The organism is Agrobacterium sp. a22-2 (assembly GCF_012276985.1).
Lineage (GTDB): Bacteria > Pseudomonadota > Alphaproteobacteria > Rhizobiales > Rhizobiaceae > Allorhizobium.
Window position 1 is genome coordinate 288,417 of record NZ_JAAXMM010000003.1, and the last position, 24,084, is coordinate 312,500.

The following is a 24,084-nucleotide window of genomic DNA, read 5'->3' on the forward strand; positions in this document are numbered from 1 at the left end:
GAGCTGTGTGTCTTGCGCATAGCTGCACTGCAACATTCTGCCTATGAAAACGCCATTCCTCGTTTATACTCAGTTTCATCGAAGCAATGCACCTCCTCCCGCAGAGCTTCGTATCGCAGACGACCCGCTCCTCCTCCCAGGGAAGTCTGCAGGAACGACGCCCTCCTCCCATTAGCGTCGTTCGGTTCTTTTTGGAAAAGCCTGCCGCACCTCCTCCCGCGGCAGGCTTTTTCGTTTGGGCCATGGCGATCCGGTCGAGGACGCCCTTCAGCAACACATCAATTCCGAGTACCGCATGCCCTCGTACGGCCTTGTCGACGCATTTTCGCGCCGGACCAAGTGGCGGCGACGTTTACATATTGATACAAATTTATACACGAAAATACAAAGTACATATAAATAAATAATTGTATTGATTCGAAAAATGTCAATGACGACTTGTCATATATGAGTAATAACTTTGACTGATCTTGAGAATCTTTTTAGATATTGCCCGTCGCGTATTGCTGTCTCGATTATTATGCGGTTTTCCAGATAAAAGATCAGGAGAGTGCTTTCATGACCAATATATCTTCTATTTCCGGTGGGGCCTATCAAAGCCAGAACACCTTTTCCCGGACAGACAAGGACGGCAATGGAAAGGTCACGGAGGAAGAGTTCGTCTCGGCCCGTCCGAAAGCGATGAACGAGACCCAGTCCTCCAAGCTTTACGACAAACTCTCCGGTGGCTCGGAGGAGGGCCTCACCGAAGAGCAGTTGAAGGAGTCCATCGAATCGCTTCGCCCGAGCGCGGCCGACAAGTTCGGCGGCGAGATCGCGGCACGGATGCTGGCATTGCAGCAGGACGCATCCGGCTCGACGGGCAACGAACAGTCGGCGCCGGTCGACTACCTGATGGACTCGCTGGATGCGGTCGCCTCCGACGACGAGGAATGATCATCCCCGCTGGTGGCACGACGACACCAGCGGGACCTTTCCTTGTTACATCGCGCCCGAGCGCCCATTCTCGTAGGCGATCTTGCCGTCGATGAGTTCGATTGTCCGGTCGAACTGGTCGAGGGCCCGGGGATCGTGGGTGACCACCGCCACCGCCGCATTGCGGGTTTGGGCGATGGTCCTAAAGAGATCGATCACCTGGCGGCTGCGCACGCTGTCGAGTGCGGCGGTCGGCTCATCGGCCAGTACCAAGCTTGGATCATTGGCCAGCGCCCTGGCAATCGCAACCCGTTGCTGTTCGCCGCCGGAAAGGCCGGAGGGATGGTTGCCTGTTCGGTGGCCGAGATCGAGACCCTCCAGCAGGTAAACGGCATAGTCGTGGGCCTCGCGCGCCTGGACATCGTCGATCTCCAGCGCCAGCGCCACGTTTTCCGCCGCCGTCAGGAACGGTATCAGGTTGGCCTTCTGGAACACGAAACCGATATTCTTCCGGCGAAAATCACGCAACTTGTCGAGATCGATGCCCGGCGCTGAAACGCGAGTTCCGCGGATGAAGACTTCGCCGTTGGTCGGCGGCTCGAGAAGCCCGGCGATCAGCAGCAGCGTGCTTTTCCCGGATCCGCTCGGCCCGAGAATGCCGACGACCTCGCCCGGACGCACATCAAGCGAAACGCCATCCAGCGCGCGCACGACCGTGTCGCCACTCTCGTAGTGGCGCGCCGCCTGGCGCACGCTCAACACCGGTTCCATTGTCATGAAAGAACCTCCTGGGCGCGCACCTTCAACGCTCGTGAAATGCCAAACAGGCTTGCCGAGGCACAGATGATCGCGATGGCGATGGCAAATCCGGCGACATCAAGCGCCTCGATCACCACACGGCGAGGGAAATAGGGAAAGATCAGATAGGACAGCAGCAGGCCGAGCACGAAGCCACCGGCGCCGATCAGGGCGGATTGCTGGGCGATCATCGCGACGATCACCAAATTGCGCGCTCCGATCAGCTTCAACATGGCAATCTGATGCAGCTTCTCGATGGTCAGCGTGTAGATAATCATCGAAATGACGATGGTCATGACGATCAGCAGCACGCCCGTGAAAGCCAGGATCTGGATGCGCAGGCGCCAGAGTCGCTGGTCGAGCAGAAGGGAGCGCTGTTCGGCGCGGTCGAGGACATTGGCGTCGCCCCAGTCCAGGATCGCGGATCGGACCGCGGCCGGGTCGGCGCCCGGGTCGAGATCGGCCAGAACGGCCGAAATCTTGCTGTCCTGCTGCACCGAACTGGATGAGTCGGAGCTGGGAATGGCCTCACCATTGGCCTGGCGGGCCAGCAGGATCTCCTCGCTTTCGCGTTTTGTGGCGATCGCGGTCGCGTCGTTGATGGTCACGAAGAGCAGCCCGTCGCCGGTGGAATCGACCATGCCACGCGTCAGGCCGACGATGGTGTATTCATCGAGCCCGAGGCAGATCCTGTCGCCCAGTGCAAGCCCGATGCTCTGGTCGGCAATCGCCTGAAAATGGCCGGAGTTCAGGTACGTGCCGGAATGCAGGCTGAGCCATTCACCTTTGTCCTTGGGATAGTCGAGACCGGTGATTGCAGCCCGCCGTTCGGTGCCCTGAAACGAGAATTGCTGGCTGATCTGAATGAAGCGACGGATTCGCGTGACGCCGGGCAGGCCTTCGGCGCGGCGATCCATGGACGAGGAGATCGATGAACTCTCGGCAAACGGCCCCGCCCGCCCGCCTTGCACGATCCATAGATCGGCCCCGATATTGTCGATGATCAGCAGCGCATCGCTGACGATGCCGCGGTAAAGCCCGACCATGCCGATCGAGGCCGTGACCAGGAAGCCGACGCCGGCTGCCGTCAGGAGGAAACGCCCGAAATTGAACCGGATGTCCTTGATCGCCAGGTTCATGTCGGGCTCCCGGGTGTCACCTTCATGCCGGCATAGGCGCCTTGCGGTGCGGTGAGGACGATGTCTCCGCTCTGCGCGCCGCCCGTCACTTCGACACGAGTTCCACCGATCCGGCCAAGTGTGACGGAGCGCCAGAAGGCCCGCCCGCCGGCCACGACCCAGAGTCCGGCGACGCCATCCTTGCGGCTGATGGCGGAAGACGGCACGGAAAGGGCCGCCGCCCGGCTATCGATCGTAATGCGCGCCGAACCGCGCTGACCGATCGCCCAATTGTCGGGCAGTTCGTCGAGCGTGATGTCCACGGTGAATTCGCGGGTTTCCGGATCGACCTCGCGACTGAGACGCAGCACCTGGCCGGAAATCGGACGGTCGGGCTGCGATGTGAAGGTCATGACCGCGCCCTGCTTCTTGCGCACAGAAGCGATCGCACTCTCGTCGAAGCGCACGGTCAGCACGATCGTCGCGGGGTCGGCGATCTGCACGATCTGAGACCCGGGCGTCACCACATCGCCGGGATTGTGATTGCGGGCAATCACCATGCCGTCAAAAGGCGCGCGGATGATCGCGTCCTGCAGCTTCGAGCGGTTGAATGCGGCTGTGGCGCTTGCCGATGCCGCCTGCGCCCTGGACTGTTCGACAGTCGCCGCTGCACGCCGCAGATCTGATTCCGCGGCCTTGAAGTCGGACAATGCCGAATCATAGGTCGACTGCGCTGTGTTTCCCTGCGGCAGGAGCGCCTTTTGTCTCTCCAGCGTCGTGGTAGCATGGGTCAACCCGGCCGCCGCTCGGTCGTGATCGGCCTGTGCGGCTTCCACGGCCCGATCGGCGGCGTCGCGCGATGCTTCGGCCGACGTCAACTGGCTTTCCAGGTCGTCCGAGGCAATTTCTGCGATGACTTGTCCCGATGTCACCCTGTCATTGCGATCGACTGCGACCGTGACCAGCAGTCCCTGGATCCTGGAACTGACCGAACTGCTGTTGATGGCCGACAGCGTCCCCGGCCCGCTGAGGTCGACCGTGAAGGGGCCGGGCGTAAGGGTGGTCAGCGGGACGTCATGCGGCATGAGATAGCGAAAGCCGACAAAGAGGGCGGCGGCGGCCAGCAGTGCGAGGCCGGCGCGAAGCACGGTCTTCGAAGTGTTCCTCGGCCGTGACTGAGGTCGCTGCCGCGCAAGCGGCGGGCTGAGGCCCTCCACGGCCCGGCTGGGGCCATGGGCAACCAAGGGCCTTGCCGAGCGCGCGTCTGCCGATCCCTGCTCGGTCTTGCTCGATTGAATCTCCAGGGCCATTGTCCTGTTGTCCGCTTGATCCGTTGGTCGTTTTTGTCTGGAGAAATTCACGAAACCTTTGCCTTGCCGATGGCCGCTTCCTGGAGAAGTAAAGGCTTGCCGCAGCCGTTGCGCGTCATGTCGTGCTCCCCGTTGGGTGTGGGCTTTGTCTGTTGACCTGACCGTTAGTGCTGCCGCTCTTGCCGCGCGGCCGCCGGGTCAGGTGCCTTGTGGGGCGATGGCAAAGTTGGGCCGTGTTTGTCTTGGCCGGATGGGCGGCCGGTTGCATTTTGTAATGTTACGTTTGCGCGTGTAACGGTTTTTGATGTTCGGATTCGATCCTCCGGACACTTGGGCATATTTTTGTCGTGTTATGGGTAGCGCGAAGACAGCGTCGATCTGCAGACGGGGATGCTGATCCGCATGATCGTCGATTCGTCTTTCTCAACGGGAGGGGGGTGGCGACGATTTCGCCGGACGACCAGGGTCTGTCCGGGGCGGGCAGGATCGTTGCGGTCTCACGATTGAAGCCGCCCTTGACGGCGAAAACCAAGGAAATTGCGGCGGTTCACCCTGTCCTTGGCACCGAAGGCCGGCCGCTGACGGCACGAAATAGGGCTAGAATTGTTCCAATTTAGCCAATTCTGTCGAATTATCGGCTAATTCACAGCGAAATTCGGGCATAAAATCTCTTTACAAGCAATTCTATGCAGGTAAGACGAAAGGAGTGTACCGGCCGGAGAGCTGGGCAGGGGATGACGTCTTGCAATCTGTTTCCTCAGTTTCTCCTCGTTGGTGCCGGGTGCGCTCCTTAAGGCGGCGGACCGGAACTTGCTTATTGCGCGTTTTCACACGCGTAGCGGACTTTTTAAGAAAAACCGGCGGGGCCTCGTTGTACGGGATCCACGCCATCGGGAGAACAACATGAAGTACAAACTTGGGTTTGCCGCAGCTTTGCTCGCGGCCACGTTCATGTCGAGCGCCGTCAGCGCGAAGACTTTCGTATATTGCTCGGAAGCCTCGCCGGAAGGTTTCGATCCTGGCCTCTACACCGGCGGCCAGACATTCGACGCCGCTGCCCATACCGTCTACAGCACGCTTCTCGAATTCGAACCCGGCACGACCAACCCTGTCGCCGGTCTCGCCGAGAGCTGGGAAATCTCGGAAGACGGCACCGTCTACACCTTCAAGCTCCGTCCGGGCGTGAAGTTCCATACCACCGAATTCTTCACGCCGTCGCGCGAACTGAACGCTGACGACGTCGTCTTCTCGATCGATCGCCAGATCAACAAGAACAATGCCTGGAACCAGTATGTTGCTGGCGCCTCCTGGGAATATGCCGCCGGCATGGGCTTCCCGGAACTGATCAAGTCGGTCGAAAAGGTCGACGACCTGACGGTCAAGTTCACGCTGAACCGTTCGGAAGCGCCGTTCCTGGCCAACCTTGCCATGCCGTTCGCCTCGATCATGTCGAAGGAATACACCGACAAGCTCGCTACCGACGGCAAGATGGAACAGCTGAACCAGATGCCGGTCGGCACCGGTCCGTTCACCTTCGTCGGCTACCAGCAGGATGCCGTCATCCGCTACAAGAAGAATGCCGATTACTGGGGTGGCGCGCCGAAGATCGACGATCTCGTCTTCGCGATCACCACGGATGCCGCCGTTCGTTACCAGAAGCTCAAGGCCGGCGAATGCCACCTGATGCCATACCCGAACGCGGCCGACGTTGAAGCCATGAAGGCCGACCCGGCTCTGACCGTCGTCGAGCAGGAAGGCCTGAACGTCGCCTATCTCGCCTACAACACCACCCAGGCACCGTTCGACAAGCCGGAAGTGCGCAAGGCACTCAACAAGGCGATCAACAAGGCAGCGATCGTCGACGCCGTGTTCCAGGGCATGGCAACGCCTGCCAAGAACCCGATCCCGCCGACGATGTGGTCCTACAACGAAGCCACTGTCGACGATGCCTACGATCTCGACGCTGCCAAGAAGGAACTTGAAGCCGCCGGCGTCAAGGATCTGTCGATGAAGATCTGGGCTATGCCCGTCTCGCGTCCCTACATGCTGAACGCTCGCCGTGCGGCCGAAATCATGCAGGACGATTTTGCCAAGATCGGCGTCAAGGTCGAGATCGTATCCTACGAATGGGCCGAATATCTCGACCGTTCGAAGGCCAAGGATCGCGACGGTGCGGCCATGCTCGGCTGGACCGGCGACAATGGCGACCCGGACAACTTCCTCGACACGCTGCTCGGCTGCGAAGCGGTGGGCGGTAACAACCGCGCGCAGTGGTGCAACAAGGAGTTCGACGCGCTCGTCAAGAAGGCCAAGATCACGTCCGACAAGGCCGAGCGCACCAAGCTCTACGAAGAAGCCCAGATCGTCTTCAAGCGCGAAGCGCCTTGGGCAACCCTGGACCATTCCCTCGCCGTCGTTCCGATGCGCAAGGAAGTGACCGGCTTCGTTCAGAGCCCGCTGGGTGACTTCACGTTCGAAAACGTGGATATCGCCGAATAATAGTACTTTTTATCGGTGGCTTGCCGCGGAGTACGTTGCGTATTCCGCGGCAAGTGCTTTATGAAGCGCCGCAAATGAAGTGAATGCACTTCTCCGGGCCACGGTCTGGCCAGCGCCGGTTTCGGGCGAAACAGACCCTATTGAATTGAGCAGGTCCTCCATGTTTGGCTTTTTCTTGCGGCGTCTGGCCGTCATGATCCCGACATTTGTCGGGGTATCGATCATCGCCTTCGCCTTTATCAGGCTGTTGCCGGGCGATCCCGTTGCACTGCTGTCCGGCGAACGGGTCATGTCGCCTGAGCGCCACGCCGAGATCAGCGCGCATCTCGGCCTCGACCGGCCTTTGGTCATTCAATATTTCGATTATCTGGGTGGCGTGCTGACCGGCGATTTCGGGTCGTCGATCGTCTCCAAGAGCCCCATTCTTGATCAGTTCCTGGCGCTGTTCCCGGCGACGGTCGAGCTGTCGCTCTGTGCCATCATCATCGCCATCCTGCTCGGCATTCCGGCCGGGGTGATTGCCGCCATCAAACGCGGCTCGTTCTTCGACCAGTCGATGATGGGTGTTGCCCTGGTCGGCTATTCCATGCCGATCTTCTGGTGGGGCCTGCTGCTGATCATCCTGTTTTCCGGCATCCTGCAGTGGACGCCGGTATCGGGCCGCATTTCGCTGATGTTCTACTTCCCGCCGGTCACCGGCTTCATGCTGATCGATTCGCTGCTGTCGGGCCAGAAGGGCGCCTTCAGCTCGGCGCTCAGCCATCTGGTGCTGCCGTCGATCGTGCTCGCCACCATTCCGCTGGCCGTGATTGCCCGCCAGACGCGTTCGGCCATGCTGGAAGTGCTGTCGGAAGACTATGTCCGCACGGCACGTGCCAAGGGCCTGTCGCCGTTCCGCGTTGTCGGCATCCATGCGCTGCGCAATGCAATGATCCCGGTCATTACCACGATCGGCCTGCAGATCGGCGTGATGCTGGCCGGCGCCATTCTGACCGAGACGATCTTCTCGTGGCCTGGCATCGGCAAATGGATGGTCGATAGCGTCTTCCGGCGCGACTATCCGGTGATCCAGGGCGGCCTGCTGCTGATCGCCGCGATCATCATGATCGTCAATCTCATCGTTGATCTGATGTATGGTCTGATCAATCCCCGTATCCGGCACTAGAAGGAAAGCCCCCATGGCCGATACACTCCCCACAAGCCAGCCCGCCGAAGCGGTATCGACGGCGGCGCTTCGCCGCCAGATGCTGGCAGAGTTCTGGTTCTATTTCTCCGAAAACCGCGGTGCCGTCATCGGCCTGTTCGTCTTCGTCGCCCTGGTCTTCGTTGCGGTCTTTGCGCCGTTCATCGCGCCCCATTCGCCGTTCGAGCAGTATCGCGAATTCGTGCTGCTGCCGCCGTCCTGGCTCGAAGGCGGCAACCTGAGCTACCCGCTCGGCACCGATCCGGTCGGCCGAGACATTCTCTCGCGCCTGATCTATGGCGCGCAATATTCGCTGTTCATCGGCGTGTTCGTTACCACCCTGTCGCTGACCACCGGCATCCTGATCGGCGTGATTGCTGGCTATTACCGCGGCTGGATCGATACGCTCATCATGCGTTTGATGGACATTATCCTGGCCTTCCCGTCACTGCTGCTGGCACTTGTGCTGGTCGCCATTCTCGGACCAAGCCTGACCAATGGCATGATCGCCATCGCGATCGTGCTGCAGCCGCATTTCGTGCGCCTGACCCGTGCCGCGGTGATGGTGGAAAAGACCCGCGACTACGTGACCGCGTCACGCCTTGCCGGCGCTGGCCCGTTGCGTCTGATGTTCCGCACCATCCTGCCGAACTGTACCGCACCGCTGATCGTTCAGGCGACCCTGTCCTTCTCCAACGCCATCCTCGATGCGGCAGCCCTCGGCTTTCTCGGCATGGGCGCCCAGCCGCCGGCACCTGAATGGGGCACGATGCTGGCCGAAGCGCGCGAGTTCATCCTGCGCGCCTGGTGGGTCGTCACTTTTCCCGGTCTTGCCATCCTGATCACCGTTCTCGCCATCAACCTGATGGGCGACGGCCTGCGCGATGCGCTCGATCCGAAACTCAAGAGGTCCTGACATGGCGCTTCTGCAAATCGACCACCTGACCGTCGAATTCGAAACCGCATCGGGCTGGTTCAAGGCCGTCGACGGCGTGTCGCTCTCGGTGGAGCCCGGCGAAGTGCTGGCCATCGTCGGCGAAAGCGGCTCGGGCAAATCCGTGGCGATGCTGGCGGTCATGGGCCTTCTGCCCTGGAACGCCAAGATCACCGCCGACCAGATGCTGTTCCAGGGCCAGGACATCCAAAACATCCCGGCCGCGGAACGGCGCAAGCTGATCGGCAAGGATATCGCGATGATCTTCCAGGAACCGGTCGCAAGCCTCAATCCGTGCTTCACCGTCGGCTTTCAGATCGAGGAAGTGCTGCGCATCCACATGGGCCTCGACAGGCAGGCGCGCCGGCAAAGGGCGATCGAACTGTTCAAACTGGTCGGCCTGCCCGATCCGGCCGAACGGCTCGGCCATTTCCCGCACCAGATGTCGGGCGGCCAGTGTCAGCGTGTGATGATCGCCATGGCGATCGCCTGCGATCCGAAGCTGTTGATCGCCGACGAACCGACCACGGCCCTCGACGTGACGATCCAGAAGCAGATCCTCGACCTGCTGATCTCGCTGCAGATGAAGACCGGCATGGGCCTGATCATGATCACCCATGACATGGGCGTGGTGGCCGAAACCGCCGACCGCGTCATCGTGCAGTACAAGGGCCGCAAGATGGAAGAGGCCGACGTGCTGTCGCTGTTCGAAGCGCCGAAGAGCGCCTATACCAAGGCGCTGCTGTCGGCCCTGCCGGAAAATGCGACCGGCGATCGTCTGACCACCGTCTCCGACTTCATGTCCAATGCGCAGGCTGCGGGAGAAAACGCATGAGCGACACCCTGTCGAACGGCGCCAAGCCGATGCTCGAAATCCGCAACATCACCCGCGACTATCATGTGTCGAACGGTCTCTTCAAACCGGAAAAGGTCGTGCATGCCGTCAAGGGTGTGTCGTTCAAGCTGGAAGCCGGCAAGACGCTGGCGATCGTCGGCGAAAGCGGCTGCGGCAAGTCGACGCTTGCCCGCATCCTGACCTTCATCGATCCGCCAACGTCAGGCGACCTGCTGATCGACGGCAACCTGGTCGATACCCGTCCGGGCCATCTGGCCGCCGAAATGCGCCAGAAGGTGCAGATCGTCTTCCAGAACCCCTATGGCTCGCTCAATCCGCGCCAGAAGATCGGCGACGTGCTGGGCGAACCGCTGGCGATCAACACGTCGCTGTCGTCGGCCGAGCGTCGCGAAAAGGCGACCGAGATGCTGATCAAGGTCGGCCTCGGCCCTGAGCATTATAATCGCTATCCGCACATGTTTTCCGGCGGCCAGCGCCAGCGCATCGCCATTGCGCGCGCCCTGATGCTGAACCCGAAGCTGCTGGTGCTCGACGAGCCGGTTTCGGCACTCGATCTGTCAGTGCAGGCGCAGGTGCTGAACCTTCTGGCCGACCTGCAGGAAGAGTTCGGCCTGACCTATGTCTTCATCAGCCATGACCTGTCGGTGGTGCGCTATATCGCCGACGAGGTGATGGTGATGTATTACGGCGAAGCGGTCGAATACGGCAGCCAGGAAGCGGTCTTCTCTGCTCCCCAGCACGACTATACCAAGCTGTTGTTCTCGGCGACGCCGAAGGCCGACGCCCAGTCGATCCGCGCCCGCATGGCCGCCAAGGCCGAGCGACTGGCCAAGGCTGGCTGAGAACCGGGCTCTACGCTTCCGGGATCAATAACCGGCGCCGCGCTTCGGTGCGGCCCAGCCATTGCCGCGTGCGCTCCTCGGGATCGGCGTTCAGCGTGATGTCGGTGACGACGGCGGCGCTGTCGGCGCCGGCCTCGAACACGCCATCGAGACGCTCTGGATTGAGCCCGCCGATCGCCACAAGCGGCAAGGATCCCACCCTCTGCCGCCAGTCGGCAAGCCTTGGCAAACCCTGCGGTGCCCAGGGCATCTGCTTGAGGATCGTCGGATAGATCGGCCCGAGCGCGATATAGTCCGGCCCGGCGGCAAGAGCCACCTGCAGTTCCGCTTCATCATGGGTGGACAGGCCAAGCTTCAGCCCTGCCGCGCGGATGGCCGGCAGGTCTGCACCGGCCAGATCCTCCTGGCCGAGATGGACGAAATCGCAGCCCTCCTCGATGGCGATCCGCCAGTAATCGTTGATCACCAGCTGGCAGGCGTTTGCCGCGCAGACCACCTTGGCGCGGCGGATGTCGGCACGAATTTCAGCCTCGTCGCGATCCTTGATGCGCAATTGCACGAGCCGCACGCCAAGCGGCACCAGACGCTCGATCCAATCGGCGCTGTCGACGATGAGGTAGAAGGGGTCGAGGCTCATGAAAACACCGCCTTGCCGATCACGGGTGTCGAGGGTACTGCCATGTCGCGGGGTTCCAGCAGGCCGGCGCGATAAGCGTCGCGGCCGGCGGTGATGGCGTGGCCAAAGGCCTTAGCCATGGCGACCGGATCGCCGGCGCCGGCCACCGCCGTATTGAGCAGCACGGCGTCGAAGCCCAGTTCCATGACCTGGCAGGCATGGGAGGGGCGGCCGATCCCAGCGTCAACGATCAGCGGCACGTCTGGGAAGTGATGCCGCATGGTGCGCAACGCCGTGACGTTTTGCGGACCCGCGGCGCTGCCGATCGGCGCGCACCAGGGCATCAGCACCTCACATCCCGCGTCGATCAGCCTTTCCGCAACCACCAGATCGTCGGTCGTATAGGGAAAGACCTTGAAGCCGTCGTCGCTCAAGGCTCTAGCCGCCTCTACGAGCGCAAAAACATCCGGCTGCAGCGTGTCGTGGTGGCCGATCACCTCCAGCTTGATCCAGTCTGTGCAGAAGACCTCGCGCGCCATCTTCGCGGTCAGCACGGCCTCAGACGCGCTATGGCAGCCGGCGGTGTTGGGCAGGACCCGCACGCCAAGACTGCGGATCAGCTCGAAGAACGCCCCGCCCGATTTGCCGCCGGCCGTCTCGCGGCGCAGCGAGACGGTGACGATGTCCGTGCCGGAGGCTGACACGGCCTCAGCCAGGACGGCAGGCGAGGGGTAGCGCGATGTGCCGAGCAGCAGGCGCGATCGAACCGTCGTTCCATAAAGGTCTAGCATGATCAGCCTCCCTGCATCGGCGACAGGATCTCGATCCGGTCGTGGTGTCTGAGCGCATAAGTCGGGCGGTCTTCGCGGTGGATCAGTTCGCCGTTGACGGCGGTGGCCAGCCACTCGCCCTCGTATTCCAGGGCATGGAGCAGATCGGCGAGGGTCTTTGCCTGAACGGCCTGTTCTTCGCCATTGACGATGAAGGTCATGCGCAATGCCTTTCGCGGTTGGGGATGGAGTGGGTCAGGATTCCGGCCACTTGGCCTGCCATGGCCGGCGCCAGCAGGAAGCCGTGACGGTAGAAGCCGTTGACGCTGATGATGTCGCCGTCAACGGTGACGCGGGGCAGGTTGTCGGGATAGGCCGGTCTGACGCCAACGCCCATTTCCACCACCCGAGCCTCGCCGAAGGCCGGATGCAGGGCATAGGCGGTATTCAGCAATTCCATCAGCGAGCGGGCGGAGATCGGCCCGGCATCGTCGCTTTCGATCATCGTCGCCCCGACCATGAAGCGGTTGTCGCTGCGCGGTGCGATATAGAGCGGAATGCGCGGATGCAGCAGGCGCACCGGGCGGGACAGGCTGATCTCGGAGGTTTCGAGAAAAAGCATCTCGCCGCGCACGCCGCGAAGGCCTGCTGCCCGGCCTATCGCCGCGGCACCGGTGCAGTCGATGACCTTGTCGAAGCGGCCGGCCACGTCCTCGGGCTTACAGCCGAAATGAAAAGGCACACCGCGGTCGAGCAGAACCTGGTACAGGCCGACCAGCGCCTTGCGCGGGTCGAGATGGGCCTCGTCGCGGAAGAACAGGGCTTTGCGGAACCGCCCGGCAAGCGACGGCTCCAGGGCCTGGATGCCGGGGCCGTCGAGCCAGTCGCAGCCGCTGGTTCGCCCGGCAAAGCGTGTGAGTTCGCCCGTGTCGCGGCCGGCAGCGACCACCAGTGTACCGTGGCGGATCACCTGTCCGGGCAGGGCCTCCTCCCACCAGTCTGCCGCCGTCTTCCCCAGTGTCAGCACGGCTTCATCGGCGCTTTCACGCTCGCACCACGGCGCCAGCATGCCGCCGGCAAGGCCGGAGGCACCGGACGCCACGCTGTTTGCCGGTTCGACGATGTCGACCTCGATGCCGCGGCGCGCAAGCTCCAGGGCCACGGTGAGGCCGGCAACGCCGGCCCCCTTGATCAGCACCCGCATGTCACGCACCGCTCGGCTTGGTGTCGGTGGCACTGTCGAGCGGCATATAGAGCTGGCCGCCCTCGCGGAATTTTTCCGCCATGGCCGCCAGTCCCTCCTTCTGTGCTTCGGCCCGGATGTCGTGGGAAATCCGCATCGAGCAGAATTTCGGCCCGCACATCGAACAGAAATGCGCCACCTTGTGCGCATCCTTCGGCAGGGTCTCGTCATGCATCGAGCGGGCCGTCTCCGGATCGAGCGACAGGTTGAACTGGTCCTCCCAGCGGAATTCGAAACGGGCTCGCGACAGGGCATCGTCGCGCACCTGGGCGGCCGGATGGCCCTTGGCAAGGTCGGCGGCGTGGGCGGCGATCTTGTAGGTGATCACGCCCACCTTGACGTCGTTGCGATCGGGCAGGCCGAGATGTTCCTTCGGCGTGACGTAGCAGAGCATGGCCGTGCCGAACCAGCCGATCATTGCCGCACCGATGCCCGACGTGATGTGGTCATAACCGGGCGCGATGTCGGTGGTCAGCGGCCCGAGCGTATAGAAGGGCGCCTCGCCGCAGACCTTCAGCTGCTTGTCCATGTTCTCCTTGATCTTGTGCATCGGCACGTGGCCGGGGCCTTCGATCATCACCTGGCAATCCCGCCCCCAGGCGATCTGGGTGAGTTCGCCGAGCGTTTCCAGTTCGGCGAATTGCGCGGCATCGTTGGCATCGGCGATCGAGCCGGGCCGCAGGCCGTCGCCCAGCGAGAAGGAGACGTCGTAGGCGCGGCAGATGTCGCAAATCTCTTCGAAATGCTCGTAGAGAAAGCTCTCCCTGTGATGATGCAGACACCACTTGGCCATGATCGAGCCGCCGCGGCTGACGATGCCGGTCACGCGATTGACGGTGAGCGGAATATAGTGGAGCCGCACGCCGGCATGGATGGTGAAATAGTCGACGCCCTGTTCGGCCTGCTCGATCAGCGTGTCGCGATAGACCTCCCAGGTCAGGTCCTCGGCAATGCCGCCGACCTTTTCGAGCGCCTGGTAGAGCGGCACGGTGCCGATCGGCACGGGGGCGTTGCGGATGATCCAGTCGCGGATATTGTGGATGTTGCGGCCGGTCGACAGGTCCATGACGGTATCGGCGCCCCAGCGGATGGCCCAGACCATCTTGTCGACCTCCTCCTCCATCGACGAGGTGACGGCGGAATTGCCGATATTGGCATTGATCTTCACCAGGAAATTGCGGCCGATGATCATCGGCTCCAGTTCCGGATGGTTGATATTGGCGGGAATGATCGCTCGGCCGGCGGCGATTTCCTGGCGGACGAATTCGGGCGTGACATAGTCGGGGATATGGGCGCCAAAGCTCTCGCCGTCCCGCTTCAGCGCCTGTTCCGGCATCGCGCGGCCGATGTTTTCGCGGATGGCGACGAATTCCATTTCCGGCGTGATGATGCCGGCGCGCGCATAGGCAAGCTGGGTGACGGCCTTGCCATCGACAGCCCGGCAGGGCCGGTTGCGGGTCGGAAATTCCGGCGTCAGCCGGTCTCCGGTGGCAAAGCCGTTGTCCTCGGGCCTGAGATGGCGGCCGTCATAGGCCTCCACGTCGCCACGGTTGGCGAGCCAAGTCTCACGGATGCGCGGCAGGCCGCGTTCGATGCCGATCGTCTCCGCGGTTTCGGTATAGGGACCGGAGCTGTCGTAGACCGTGACCGGCGGCTCGCCGGAAGTGGGGTGAAGCGCGATTTCGCGCATCGGCACCCGGAGATCAGGGTGCAGGACGCCCTGACTGTAGACTTTGCTGGAGGCCGGCAACGGTCCGGTGGTGATGGTGGATGTGAGGTTTTTCGGGGCAATGTTCATCGTGAGGCTCCAAGTTTGCGGTTGGAGACCCAGTCATGTCAGCCGGAAAGATGGAAAGACGCCGACACGGTCCTCCCGTATCGAGAGATTCCGTGTGTCGCAGCGCTCGCACCGTCCCTACGCCAGTATGAACTGGATCAGGTTCAACGGGTCACTGCGCTGCTTGAAGGGCGGCTTTCGCCGCCAGACACGCCAGCAGAATCTCAGCCCCTTGTCGGGACCCCCCTGGTGAATGACCTATCTTGGAAGATAGCTTGCCCCTTTGTCAAGGCATCGGCTTGGTCAGGTCGCAGAGCTAAGGTCAGGCAGCTTTCGCCGAGAGGCGCATTGTCGGACAGGTTTCAGGTCAGCACGAAGAGCTGGCGTGCCGCTTCGCTTCGGTGGTTACTGCGGCATACAGGACCTTTTCCATGTCCGCGGCCGGCATCGGCTTGCCGTAGAGATAGCCCTGGCCGGCGCGACATCCCAATGCTCGCAGCGCTGCTTCCTGTGCCGGATTTTCGATGCCCTCGGCAATGGTCTCGAGTCCGAGATCCGTGCTCATCGTGATCAGCGCGCGGGTGATGGCCGCGTCGCGCGGCGTTGTGAGCATGTCCTGCACGAAACCGCGATCGATCTTCAGCGTCGTCAGGGGATAGCGCTGCAGCGAACTGAGCGAGGCATAGCCTGTGCCGAAATCGTCGAATGCGATGCCGAACCCGAGATTGCGCAGGGTGGTCAGCACCTCGAGCGAGCGGCTGTCGTCGTTGAGGGCGACGGTTTCGGTGATCTCAAGCTCCAATTGGGACGGATGCAGCCCATGGCGCTTGACGGCTTCAAGCACCTTTTGGCAGATGTTCGGTGACCGGAGCTGCACGGGAAAGAGGTTTACGCTCATCTTGATGTCGCAATGGCCTGCATCGCGCCATTCGGCACTTTGGCGGCAGGCCTCTTCGAGCACCCACCAGCCGACTTCGAGCGCCAGCGAGCTTTGTTCGAGAGACGGAAGAAAGGTCGACGGCAGCAGCAGGCCGCGCTCGGGATGCTGCCAGCGGATCAATGCCTCGGCGCCAAAGACCCGGCCGCTGTCCAGGTAGATCTGCGGTTGGTAGTGCAGCACCAACTCGTTGTTGCGCAAGGCCTTGAGCAATTCGTCGCGCTGCGCCCGGCGTGCCAGCGTCTCGTTGCGCATGGAGGGTTCGAACATTCGGCATGTCCTGCCGCCCGCCTGCTTGGCGCGGTAGAGCGCGAAGTCGGCACTGGCCACCAGTTCCTCTTCGTCGGCGCCATGCATGGGGGCAAGGGCAAAGCCCATGCTGACCCCGAGATCCAGCACATGGCCACCGATTTCGAAGCTCTTTCCGAAGGCCTCGATCATCGCCGCAGCCTCCCGTCCTGCTTCCAGGGGATCGGCGGTGCCGGGCAGCAGCACGGCAAACTCGTCGCCGCCGAACCGGGCAAGCGTCGCCTTTTCGCTCAGCGCGTAATTGAGCCGAATGCCGATGGCTTGCAGCAAGGCGTCTCCGACGCCATGGCCATGGGTATCGTTGACTTCCTTGAAGCCGTCCAGATCGAGCAGGATCACGGTAGCCAGTGCGCCACGGCTGTACTCCGCCTTCAGCAGGTCGTTGAACTTGTGGCGATTGCACAACCCGGTCAGCGTATCCTGACTTGCCAGCCGCAGAAGCTTGGTGTCGCGCTCCCGGCGCTCGGAAATGTCCTTGATGATGGCGCCGGCGCCCAGCCCGCGTTGGTCGCGCCAGATCGACAGGGCAACTTCGATGGGGAATTCGCTGCCATCCTTTTTCAAGGCAAGCACCTCGACCGTCTTGCCTTTCAGCTTGGGCTCGGCGCCTTGGGCAACGCGTGCGAGACCCATGCCATGGGCGTGCCGCAGGCGTTCCGGGATAATGATGTCGATGGGGTTGCCGATCATCTCGCTGGCGTGGAACCCGAACATCGACAGGGCAGCAGGGTTGGCAAACTCGATCAGCCCCTGCGCGTTGATGGATATCAGGGCAAGGTCGGTTGCATTGGCGAAATTCGCCGAGATCGTTTTCAGGAAATCCGCGCGGCGAAGTTCCATCTGCTCCATGACGAGCCTTGAGAGTTCGGCAAGGTTGTCGCGATCTTCCTGCGAGAACTGCGGCCGCGGTGTCCTATCGGCGATGCACATCGCGCCGATGCGGTAGCCATTGGCGGTAATCAGCGGCGCTCCGGCATAAAAGCGGATATGCGGCGGGCCGATCACGATCGACATATCGGCGAAAATGGGATCCTTGAGGCTGTCATGGATGACAAGAACCTCGTTCGAGGCAATGGTATGGGTACAGAAGGATTCTGAGCGCGGGGTTCGCTCGATGTCGAGGCCGGCACAGGCTTTGAACGACTGATGTTCTTCGGCGACCAGCGTGATGAACGCCATCTCCGTCGCAAACAGTCTCTTGGCCAGGTCGACGAACCGCGTGAAGCGTGGCTCCGGCGGCGTGTCGGCGATCCAGAAACTGGCGAGTTCTTTGATCCGGGCTTTTTCTTCCTGACCCGGCATTTCATCTTGTCTGACGCGCATCACATACCCATGGCTCCACTGGCCCTGATGACGCAACCTATAGAAGAACCGTTAGGAAAAGCTGAAATATCATGCGCGAATATTGACAAATGAGCGGTTTTCGGACGATGCGGCGCAGTAATTGCCTAATGTCAATATTTCGGATTAGACTTTAGGCATATATGTGGAAACTTTCGCCATTGCTGAATAAGCATTTCGGAATTAATTAACATTTAGAACCTCTTATCGGCGTGTCGTCGCTCGTCCCAAAAGCGCGCACCGGCCGGTCAACACTGTCTAATAGAGGTCAAAATGCGTTTCCGCTCCATTCAATTGAAGATCGCCGTGCTGTCCGGTGTTTGTGTTCTCGCCGCCACGGGAGCACTGGTCGGCTACGGCATCATCGCTGCCGCCAACAGCCAGTCCTTCGTCGGCGACAAGGTCAGCAGTCTTATCGAAACCAAGACGCGGGAAAGCCTGCAGACGCTGGCGACCACCCAGGCGGGCGCCATCCGGTCATCCCTGGACAATGCCTTCGATGCCGCCCGCAATACGGCACGCATCTTCGAGGTCGCTGCCGCGTCGGATGCTGCCGCAACGCCGTCCGGCGCGCGCCGGGAACAGTTCAACGCCATTCTGCTCAATCTCCTCAAGGACAACGAGCGGTTCAACGGCACCTACAGCGCCTGGGAGCCAGACGCTCTGGACGGAAAGGACAGCGAGTTCCGCAACCGCGCGGATGTCGGCTCCGATGCGACGGGCCGCTTCCTGCCCTACTGGACCCGCGACGCGCAGGGCAAGATCGCCGTGCAGCCCCTGGTCGAATACGACAGCAGCGCGCTGCATCCCAACGGCGTCATGAAAGGCGGCTGGTATATCGGCCCGCAGAATGGCGGCGGCGAAAGCATTCTCGATCCGCTGCCCTATGTCGTTCAGGGCAAGAACGTCTATCTCGCCACCATGTCCGTGCCGATCACCATCGACGGTAAGTTTCGCGGCGTGGCCGGCGCCGACTTCGACCTTTCGTTCGTCCAAAAGCTTGCCGAGCAGGTGAAGTCGTCGATCTATGACGGCAAGGCGCAGGTCGAAATCGTCAGCTATAAAGGCCTGATCGTTGCCTCAAGCCAGGATGCCGGCATGATCGGCCGGCCGTTCGACGAAGGCAATTCGGGTCTGACGCCGTATCTTGCGACCATCCAGGGCGGCAAGGCGGAGGTTCAGGCAAGCGAAGACTCTTTCAAGGCCTTCGCTCCCATTATCATCGGCCGGACGACGACGCCCTGGTCCGTCATGATCGACGTGCCGCGTTCTGTCGCCATGGCGCAGGCCACGGAGCTGGATGTTGCCTTGGCAGACCGCAATGGCAGCGACACGCTCTACCAGATCCTGGTCGCCGCCGTGGTTGCCGTCGGCGGCATTGCGGCGATGTGGGTTGTTGCGCGCAGCATTTCCGGCCCGATCTCTGCCATGACGGTCAGCATGCGCCGGCTTGCAGACGGCGATACCACAACGGAGATCCCTGGTGTCGGCCGCGTCGATGAGATTGGTGGCATGGCGGCGGCAGTCGAAGTGTTCCGCGACAATGCGGTGAACAATCTGCGGTTGGAACAGGAGGCCGATGCGCAACGCAATATGTCCGACGCGGAACGCCGCCGCAATGCCGAAGCCGAACGCGTCAAGGCTGAGGCCATGGCGCAGGCGACGTCAGGCCTGGCGCGCGGACTGAAGCAACTGGCGAGCGGCGACCTGGCCTTCCGGCTTGCCGATCCCTTCGCGGCGGAATTCGAGAGCCTGCGCTCCGACTTCAATTCTGCGGTCGGTCAGCTGGCGCACACGTTGGCTTCGGTTGCCAATGCCGCCCGCTCCATCGACAGCGGCTCGCGTGAAATCAGCGGGGGCGCCAATGACTTGGCCAAGCGTACGGAGCAACAGGCGGCCTCTCTGGAGGAGACCGCCGCAGCCTTGGACGAGATCACCGCAAATGTCTCCAACTCCTCCAAGCGGGCGGACGAGGCACGGGTCATCGCGATGCAGGCGAATGCCAGCGCCGCCCAGTCGGGAACTGTCGTGGCCAATGCCGTCAATGCCATGCAGCGCATCGAACAATCGTCGAACCAGATCGCCAACATCATCGGCGTGATCGACGAGATCGCCTTCCAGACCAATCTGCTGGCGCTGAATGCGGGCGTCGAGGCGGCGCGCGCCGGCGATGCCGGCAAGGGTTTCGCAGTCGTTGCCCAGGAAGTGCGCGAACTGGCGCAGCGCTCGGCCCAGGCGGCAAAGGAGATCAAGGATCTGATCCGCAATTCCAGCGCCGAGGTCGAAAGTGGCGTCAAACTGGTCAGCGAGACGGGCGAGGCCTTGAAGGTGATCGAAACCTATATCGTCACCGTCAACCAGCACATGGATTCGATTGCCACCTCGGCACGGGAACAGTCGCTCGGGCTGGCCGAGGTCAATACGGCGGTCAACCAGATGGACCAGGTGACCCAACAGAACGCCGCCATGGTCGAGGAAACCAATGCTGCCAGCGCAACGCTGGAGGCGGAAGCGATCCGGCTACGCGATCTCATCAGCGAGTTCCAGTTCGATCAGAACCAGACATCGCAGGTCGCAGCTCTTCGCGACACGGGCCGGGCCATGGCATCGCCGCGTGCCGCCGCTCCTGCCCGGTCCTATTCCGGCCGCGTCGTGTCCCACGGCAATGCCGCGGTAAAGCAGGAGGGGTGGTCTGAGTTCTAAAGCAAGTCTTTCTATAATAGCCTCACCATAGAAGACGGGGGCATGGGCCGTGAAGCCATGCCTCCGTTGCCCTGTCGGGCTCATCGAGACTTGGTGTTGCGCTTCGATTATGCTGCCGCCATCATCGGCGTCAGCGCATCGAAGCAAGCTTGATCCAGCGTCTGCCGGTCAAGGGATGAATGTGGGCGTTGGGTGAGGCGCGGTATTGCTACAGGGAAAGTCTGGCTCAGTGCGGACGAAGTGCCTCCGGCTGGCCTCAAGCGAGCAGGGTGTTAATCCCGCTCTTCAGCGGCCGGACACTTGTCGACGGCCGCTCATCTCTTCTCACTGCATTGGACTGCCGGCATAATCGCCGCCAGTCGTCTTACTTGCCGGCGACGGCTGCCTGAATGCGCGAACGCGAAATGCCGAGGTCGCTGAGAGTGCGGTCATCGAGGGCGGAGAGTTCGCGGATTGCGCGGCGACGGGCGGCGAATGCTTGGATCTTCTGACGAATGTTCATTTTTCTGCTCCTTTGTTGATGCCCATAATATAGTCATTATGTCGCCTATTTAGGAGGCATAAGATTTCATTGCAGGCATGCGGAAACGCTGGCACGACATAGCTCGCCCATGCGGCAGGCACAGCCAATGGTGACTGTCTCAACCCGTTCAATCCGTTGCTCAGGCCATGATGCCGGCGGCCGTGAAGCCGCCGTCGACCGCCAGGATCTGGCCGGTCACGTAGGAGGACTGCCGGCCGTCGACCAGGAAGGCAATCGCCGAGGCGATCTCGTCCGGCGTTCCGTAGCGGCGCATCGGCACGGTCCGGTGCCATTCCTGCCGGGTGACGGCCGTATGAGTATCGGCGACCATCGGCGTTTCGACCGGGCCGGGGGCGATGGCATTGACGCGGATCAGGTCGTCGGCAAGTTCGACCGCCATGATCTTGGTCAGCGTCACAAGCGCCCCTTTGGATGCGCCGTAGGCAGAGCGCCCCATATTGCCCTTGAGCCCGGAGACCGACGCGATATGGACGATGGACCCGCCGCCGTTGTCGCGCAGGACCGGCGCCAGGGCCTGGGACAGCGCGAATGCGCCGATGACGTTGATCTCGTAGATCCGCCGCAGCATGTCCGGCGTGGTGTCGGCGAACCGTACGCTGGAGCCGATGCCGGCGCTGTTGACCAGTGCGAGCAGCGGCGCCGTCAGCGCCTGGCACTCCAAGGCAACCTTTGCCACCGCATCCGGGTCCGTGACATCCATGTGCCGCAAGATCAACCGGTCCGACTTGTTGTCCAGACGCTCGGCGAGCCTGTCGAGGGCTGCCTGATCGCGATCGGTGGCCAGCACATGCCATCCGGCCAACAACAGCAGTTCGGTGGTGGCAAGCCCGATGCCGGAGCCGGCGCCGGTGATGAGAACGCTGCGCTGGTTCATGAGGTGGCCTCCGGGTCGTTGCCGACGATCAGCAGTTCGAATGTTACGCCGACGGGATTGTCGCCGTGCTTCAATCGGCCGTGGAAGATCGCGCCGTCGACATCGACGACGGCCACGTCGAGAGTGGCACGAGGCCCATTGCCGGTCGTCTCGACGAGGCCGCTTTCGATCTCGATTTCGGTGGCGATGCAGGGTATCCGGCTTCCGTTTTCGAACACCGGCTCATAGATGCTGCCGATCCCGAAGATCCGGGCCTCCTTGATGGCATGGTGTCGGCAGGCGGTTTCGATGGTAGTGCAAATGTCCTCGTTCGGCCGCACCCGCAAAAACAGGCCGCCGCCTTCGACCGGATCTCCCTGGACCGAGAAGAGCGTGAAATTGGTTTCGGGATCCGGCAGGCCCTCGAACAGGGCCGTGGTGCTGCCGAAACCCGTCACCGCGATCGGCTGTTCGATCACGCAGTCGAACGGCAGCATGTGCCCCATGCGGACGCCGTCCTCGCCCGTGTCCCACAGGCCGTGGCAATGCAGGAACGGCGCCCCGTCGCGTCGGCCGACGATCGCGGTCGCCTTGATGATCGATGCGCCGTTCTTTGGCGCAAAGGTGTCGCTGTACCAGGCGGCATGATCCTTGTCGGAGGCAAGGGCGGGCAGAACATAGCGATAGGGAGAGCAGGAACCACCTTGCAACGACAGAACGCCGCCCACGCAGCCGGCCTCGGCAAACATCCGCGCCACGGCTGCCATGACGGTCTGGCCGGGCTGCAGGGATCCGGAGATCGGCTTGAGCCTGGTCGACACCGCCTCCCAACGCTCGGGCACTTCCGGGCCGGGATGGACGATGCGGCGGCCATCGAGACTGCCGGCCCGGCCTGCCGGTCTGGCACCCGCGTCATAGTCGCCCCGCTTTTCCACTTCCTCTCGGATCAGCTTCTTGGTGATTTTGCCATAGGCCGATTTGGGCAGGGCATCCCAGAACAGGTAGCGCTTCGGCAGTTTGTAGCGTGCCATCTTGCCGTCGAGATGGCCGGCCAGATCCGCCTCGCTGACCGCTGCGCCCGGCCTTGCGACGCAGACCGCCAGGCCGACTTCGCCCCAGAGCGGGTCCGGCATGCCAAGCACGGCCACTTCGCTGATGGCCGGATGGGTCAGGATCTTCTCCTCGATCTCGCGCGGATAGACGTTCGAGCCGCCGGAAATATACATGTCGGAAGCCCGGCCGGTGATGTAGAGATAACCCTCGTTATCGACATGACCGAGATCGCCGGTCCGGAACCAGCCGTTGCGGAACGCCTTGGCGTTGGCCTCCGGATTGTCGTAATAGCCGGCAAAGACGGCCGGACCGATGCAGCAGATTTCGCCGGTCTCGAACGGCTGAACCTCTTCGCCCGTATCGTTCTGGATGGAGATCTGGATGCCGGTGCGTGCCGGCCCACAGGTACCGATCTTCACGCCGTCGCCGTCTTCGGCCGAGTGCTGGGCCGGCGCGAGAACGGTGATATTGCCCGTCACCTCGCCAAGCCCGAAATATTGCACGATGACCGGCCCAAGCGTCCTCAGCGCCCGTTTCTGGTCTTCGCGATACATCGGCGCGCCGGCATAGATGACGTAGCGCAGCGAGGAGTGGTCGTATTGTTCGACGGCCGGATGCTCCACCAGCAGTTTCAGGATGGTCGGCACGGTGAACATGGTGGAGACCTGCCACCGTTCGATCAATTGCCAGGCGGCATCGATGTCGAAGCGTTCCGTCGGCAGCAGGATGGTCTTGACGCCCTTGGCCACCTGCGTGAGCTGGTGGACGCCGGCGCCATGGGACAGGGGCGCCACGACCAGGGCCGCATCACTCGAGGTCAGCCCCGGCATCAGGTCGCACAGGTGGTTGTTGATCACGAAGGCAAGCTGGCCATGGGTCAGCACGGAGGCCTTGGGGCGTCCTGTCGTGCCGGAGGTGAAGAAGAACCAGCAGGGATCGTCGCGCTCGACGTTGGCCTCGACCGTCCGCTGTCCGCGATGCTCCTCGACGATGGCATCGTAGGAGGGGCCGAACGGCGCATCGCCGATGGCGATTGCAAAGCCGACGCCGGGATTCATGTGCCTGACCGCCTCGGCATGGTCGGCAAAGGCGGCATTGCAGATCATGCCGGTCGCGCCGCTGGCCTTGGCAAGATAGGCCACTTCCTCCGGCGTCTGGCGGAAATTGGTCGGCACCCAAACGGCGCCGACCCTGAAGCAGGCAAACATCGATTCGAACATCTGGTTGCAGTTTTGCGACTGCACCAGGATGCGGTCGCCCTTGGCGACACCGAAACGGTCGCGCAGCGCCGAGGCCATCGCGTCGACGCGGGCTTCGAACTCGCGCCAGCTCCAGGTCCGCTCGGCCCATACCAGCGCCACCCCATCCGGATCGCGCCGGGCGGCCTGCGTCACGAAATGGGCGAGGTTCATGACCCGCGTCGATTGCGGGACAACGCCGCCCTTCGGATGCGCCGTTTCTTGTCCTACGGGTGTCATGGCAT

Annotated in this window: 19 protein-coding genes, 1 pseudogene and 1 riboswitch; of the genes and pseudogenes, 7 read left to right on the forward strand and 13 right to left on the reverse strand. The window is 62.2% G+C overall.

Features of this window, described 5'->3' with window-relative positions:
- Positions 1 to 558 precede the first annotated feature (558 nt).
- Positions 559 to 936 (forward strand): hypothetical protein, encoded by a 378-nt coding sequence (locus HFC70_RS06830; RefSeq protein WP_168472468.1) that lies wholly within the window; start codon positions 559 to 561, stop codon positions 934 to 936.
- 45 nt (positions 937 to 981) lie between these two features.
- Here the strand turns inward: HFC70_RS06830 and HFC70_RS06835 are convergent, their stop codons facing one another.
- Genes HFC70_RS06835 through HFC70_RS06845 form a run of 3 tightly spaced genes read right to left on the reverse strand, consistent with a single transcriptional unit; the run spans position 982 to position 4,141 of the window.
- Positions 982 to 1,692, reverse strand: coding sequence for an ABC transporter ATP-binding protein (locus HFC70_RS06835; RefSeq protein WP_168472469.1), 711 nt, complete (start codon positions 1,690 to 1,692; stop codon positions 982 to 984).
- Positions 1,689 to 2,852 (reverse strand): ABC transporter permease, encoded by a 1,164-nt coding sequence (locus tag HFC70_RS06840; protein WP_168472470.1) that lies wholly within the window; start codon positions 2,850 to 2,852, stop codon positions 1,689 to 1,691. Before HFC70_RS06840 ends, HFC70_RS06835 begins: the two co-directional genes overlap by 4 nt.
- Positions 2,849 to 4,141 (reverse strand): efflux RND transporter periplasmic adaptor subunit, encoded by a 1,293-nt coding sequence (locus HFC70_RS06845; protein WP_168472471.1) that lies wholly within the window; start codon positions 4,139 to 4,141, stop codon positions 2,849 to 2,851. Before HFC70_RS06845 ends, HFC70_RS06840 begins: the two co-directional genes overlap by 4 nt.
- A gap of 951 nt (positions 4,142 to 5,092) precedes the next feature.
- On the opposite strand from HFC70_RS06845, the gene HFC70_RS06850 reads away from it, so the two are divergent.
- The 5 genes from HFC70_RS06850 to HFC70_RS06870 all read left to right on the forward strand — a co-directional run bounded on the left by HFC70_RS06850 (position 5,093) and on the right by HFC70_RS06870 (position 10,455).
- Positions 5,093 to 6,640 carry an ABC transporter substrate-binding protein gene (locus HFC70_RS06850; protein ID WP_246735675.1) on the forward strand — a complete coding sequence of 516 codons (1,548 nt, stop codon included), beginning with the start codon at positions 5,093 to 5,095 and terminating at the stop codon, positions 6,638 to 6,640.
- Between the two features lie 160 nt (positions 6,641 to 6,800).
- On the forward strand, positions 6,801 to 7,805 hold the full coding sequence (locus HFC70_RS06855) for an ABC transporter permease subunit (protein ID WP_168472473.1): 1,005 nt from the start codon (positions 6,801 to 6,803) through the stop codon (positions 7,803 to 7,805).
- Between the two features lie 13 nt (positions 7,806 to 7,818).
- A complete protein-coding gene (locus HFC70_RS06860) occupies positions 7,819 to 8,739 on the forward strand; it encodes an ABC transporter permease subunit (protein WP_168472474.1) in 921 nt (306 codons plus the stop codon).
- Position 8,740: 1 nt separating this feature from the next.
- Positions 8,741 to 9,592: an ABC transporter ATP-binding protein gene (locus tag HFC70_RS06865; RefSeq protein ID WP_168472475.1), complete on the forward strand. Its 852-nt coding sequence runs from the start codon at positions 8,741 to 8,743 to the stop codon at positions 9,590 to 9,592.
- Positions 9,589 to 10,455 (forward strand): dipeptide ABC transporter ATP-binding protein, encoded by an 867-nt coding sequence (locus tag HFC70_RS06870; protein WP_210259158.1) that lies wholly within the window; start codon positions 9,589 to 9,591, stop codon positions 10,453 to 10,455. The genes HFC70_RS06865 and HFC70_RS06870 overlap by 4 nt, the downstream gene beginning before the upstream one ends.
- Before the next feature lie 10 nt (positions 10,456 to 10,465).
- On the opposite strand, the gene HFC70_RS06875 is transcribed toward HFC70_RS06870, so the two are convergent.
- The 6 genes from HFC70_RS06875 to HFC70_RS06900 all read right to left on the reverse strand — a co-directional run bounded on the left by HFC70_RS06875 (position 10,466) and on the right by HFC70_RS06900 (position 17,430).
- Positions 10,466 to 11,092: a thiamine phosphate synthase gene (locus HFC70_RS06875; RefSeq protein ID WP_168472476.1), complete on the reverse strand. Its 627-nt coding sequence runs from the start codon at positions 11,090 to 11,092 to the stop codon at positions 10,466 to 10,468.
- On the reverse strand, positions 11,089 to 11,862 hold the full coding sequence (locus HFC70_RS06880; RefSeq protein WP_168472477.1) for a thiazole synthase: 774 nt from the start codon (positions 11,860 to 11,862) through the stop codon (positions 11,089 to 11,091). Before HFC70_RS06880 ends, HFC70_RS06875 begins: the two co-directional genes overlap by 4 nt.
- A 2-nt stretch (positions 11,863 to 11,864) precedes the next feature.
- Positions 11,865 to 12,062: a sulfur carrier protein ThiS gene (gene thiS, locus HFC70_RS06885; protein ID WP_168472478.1), complete on the reverse strand. Its 198-nt coding sequence runs from the start codon at positions 12,060 to 12,062 to the stop codon at positions 11,865 to 11,867.
- The gene (gene thiO / locus HFC70_RS06890; protein ID WP_168472479.1) at positions 12,059 to 13,045 is read right to left on the reverse strand and encodes a glycine oxidase ThiO; all 987 of its coding nucleotides are present in this window, start codon (positions 13,043 to 13,045) and stop codon (positions 12,059 to 12,061) included. The genes thiS and thiO overlap by 4 nt, the downstream gene beginning before the upstream one ends.
- A 1-nt stretch (position 13,046) precedes the next feature.
- Positions 13,047 to 14,882 carry a phosphomethylpyrimidine synthase ThiC gene (thiC, locus tag HFC70_RS06895; protein ID WP_168472480.1) on the reverse strand — a complete coding sequence of 612 codons (1,836 nt, stop codon included), beginning with the start codon at positions 14,880 to 14,882 and terminating at the stop codon, positions 13,047 to 13,049.
- Between the two features lie 96 nt (positions 14,883 to 14,978).
- A riboswitch (TPP riboswitch) is annotated at positions 14,979 to 15,119 on the reverse strand.
- Positions 15,120 to 15,228: 109 nt separating this feature from the next.
- Positions 15,229 to 17,430 (reverse strand): EAL domain-containing protein, encoded by a 2,202-nt coding sequence (locus HFC70_RS06900; protein WP_246735669.1) that lies wholly within the window; start codon positions 17,428 to 17,430, stop codon positions 15,229 to 15,231.
- A 291-nt stretch (positions 17,431 to 17,721) separates the two neighbouring features.
- Here HFC70_RS06900 and HFC70_RS06905 point away from each other — a divergent pair, with 291 nt between their 5' ends.
- On the forward strand, positions 17,722 to 20,151 hold the full coding sequence (locus tag HFC70_RS06905) for a methyl-accepting chemotaxis protein (RefSeq protein WP_168472481.1): 2,430 nt from the start codon (positions 17,722 to 17,724) through the stop codon (positions 20,149 to 20,151).
- Between the two features lie 364 nt (positions 20,152 to 20,515).
- On the opposite strand, the gene HFC70_RS06910 is transcribed toward HFC70_RS06905, so the two are convergent.
- From HFC70_RS06910 to HFC70_RS26935, 4 genes and pseudogenes are all read right to left on the reverse strand, one after another.
- A complete protein-coding gene (locus HFC70_RS06910; protein ID WP_168472482.1) occupies positions 20,516 to 20,653 on the reverse strand; it encodes a DUF1127 domain-containing protein in 138 nt (45 codons plus the stop codon).
- A 160-nt stretch (positions 20,654 to 20,813) separates the two neighbouring features.
- Positions 20,814 to 21,569 carry an SDR family NAD(P)-dependent oxidoreductase gene (locus HFC70_RS06915; protein WP_168472483.1) on the reverse strand — a complete coding sequence of 252 codons (756 nt, stop codon included), beginning with the start codon at positions 21,567 to 21,569 and terminating at the stop codon, positions 20,814 to 20,816.
- The gene (locus HFC70_RS27255; protein WP_368669565.1) at positions 21,566 to 22,315 is read right to left on the reverse strand and encodes a DUF296 domain-containing protein; all 750 of its coding nucleotides are present in this window, start codon (positions 22,313 to 22,315) and stop codon (positions 21,566 to 21,568) included. Before HFC70_RS27255 ends, HFC70_RS06915 begins: the two co-directional genes overlap by 4 nt.
- A 141-nt stretch (positions 22,316 to 22,456) precedes the next feature.
- A pseudogene (locus HFC70_RS26935) lies at positions 22,457 to 24,079 on the reverse strand (acyl-CoA synthetase); the annotation flags it as partial.
- Positions 24,080 to 24,084 lie beyond the last annotated feature (5 nt).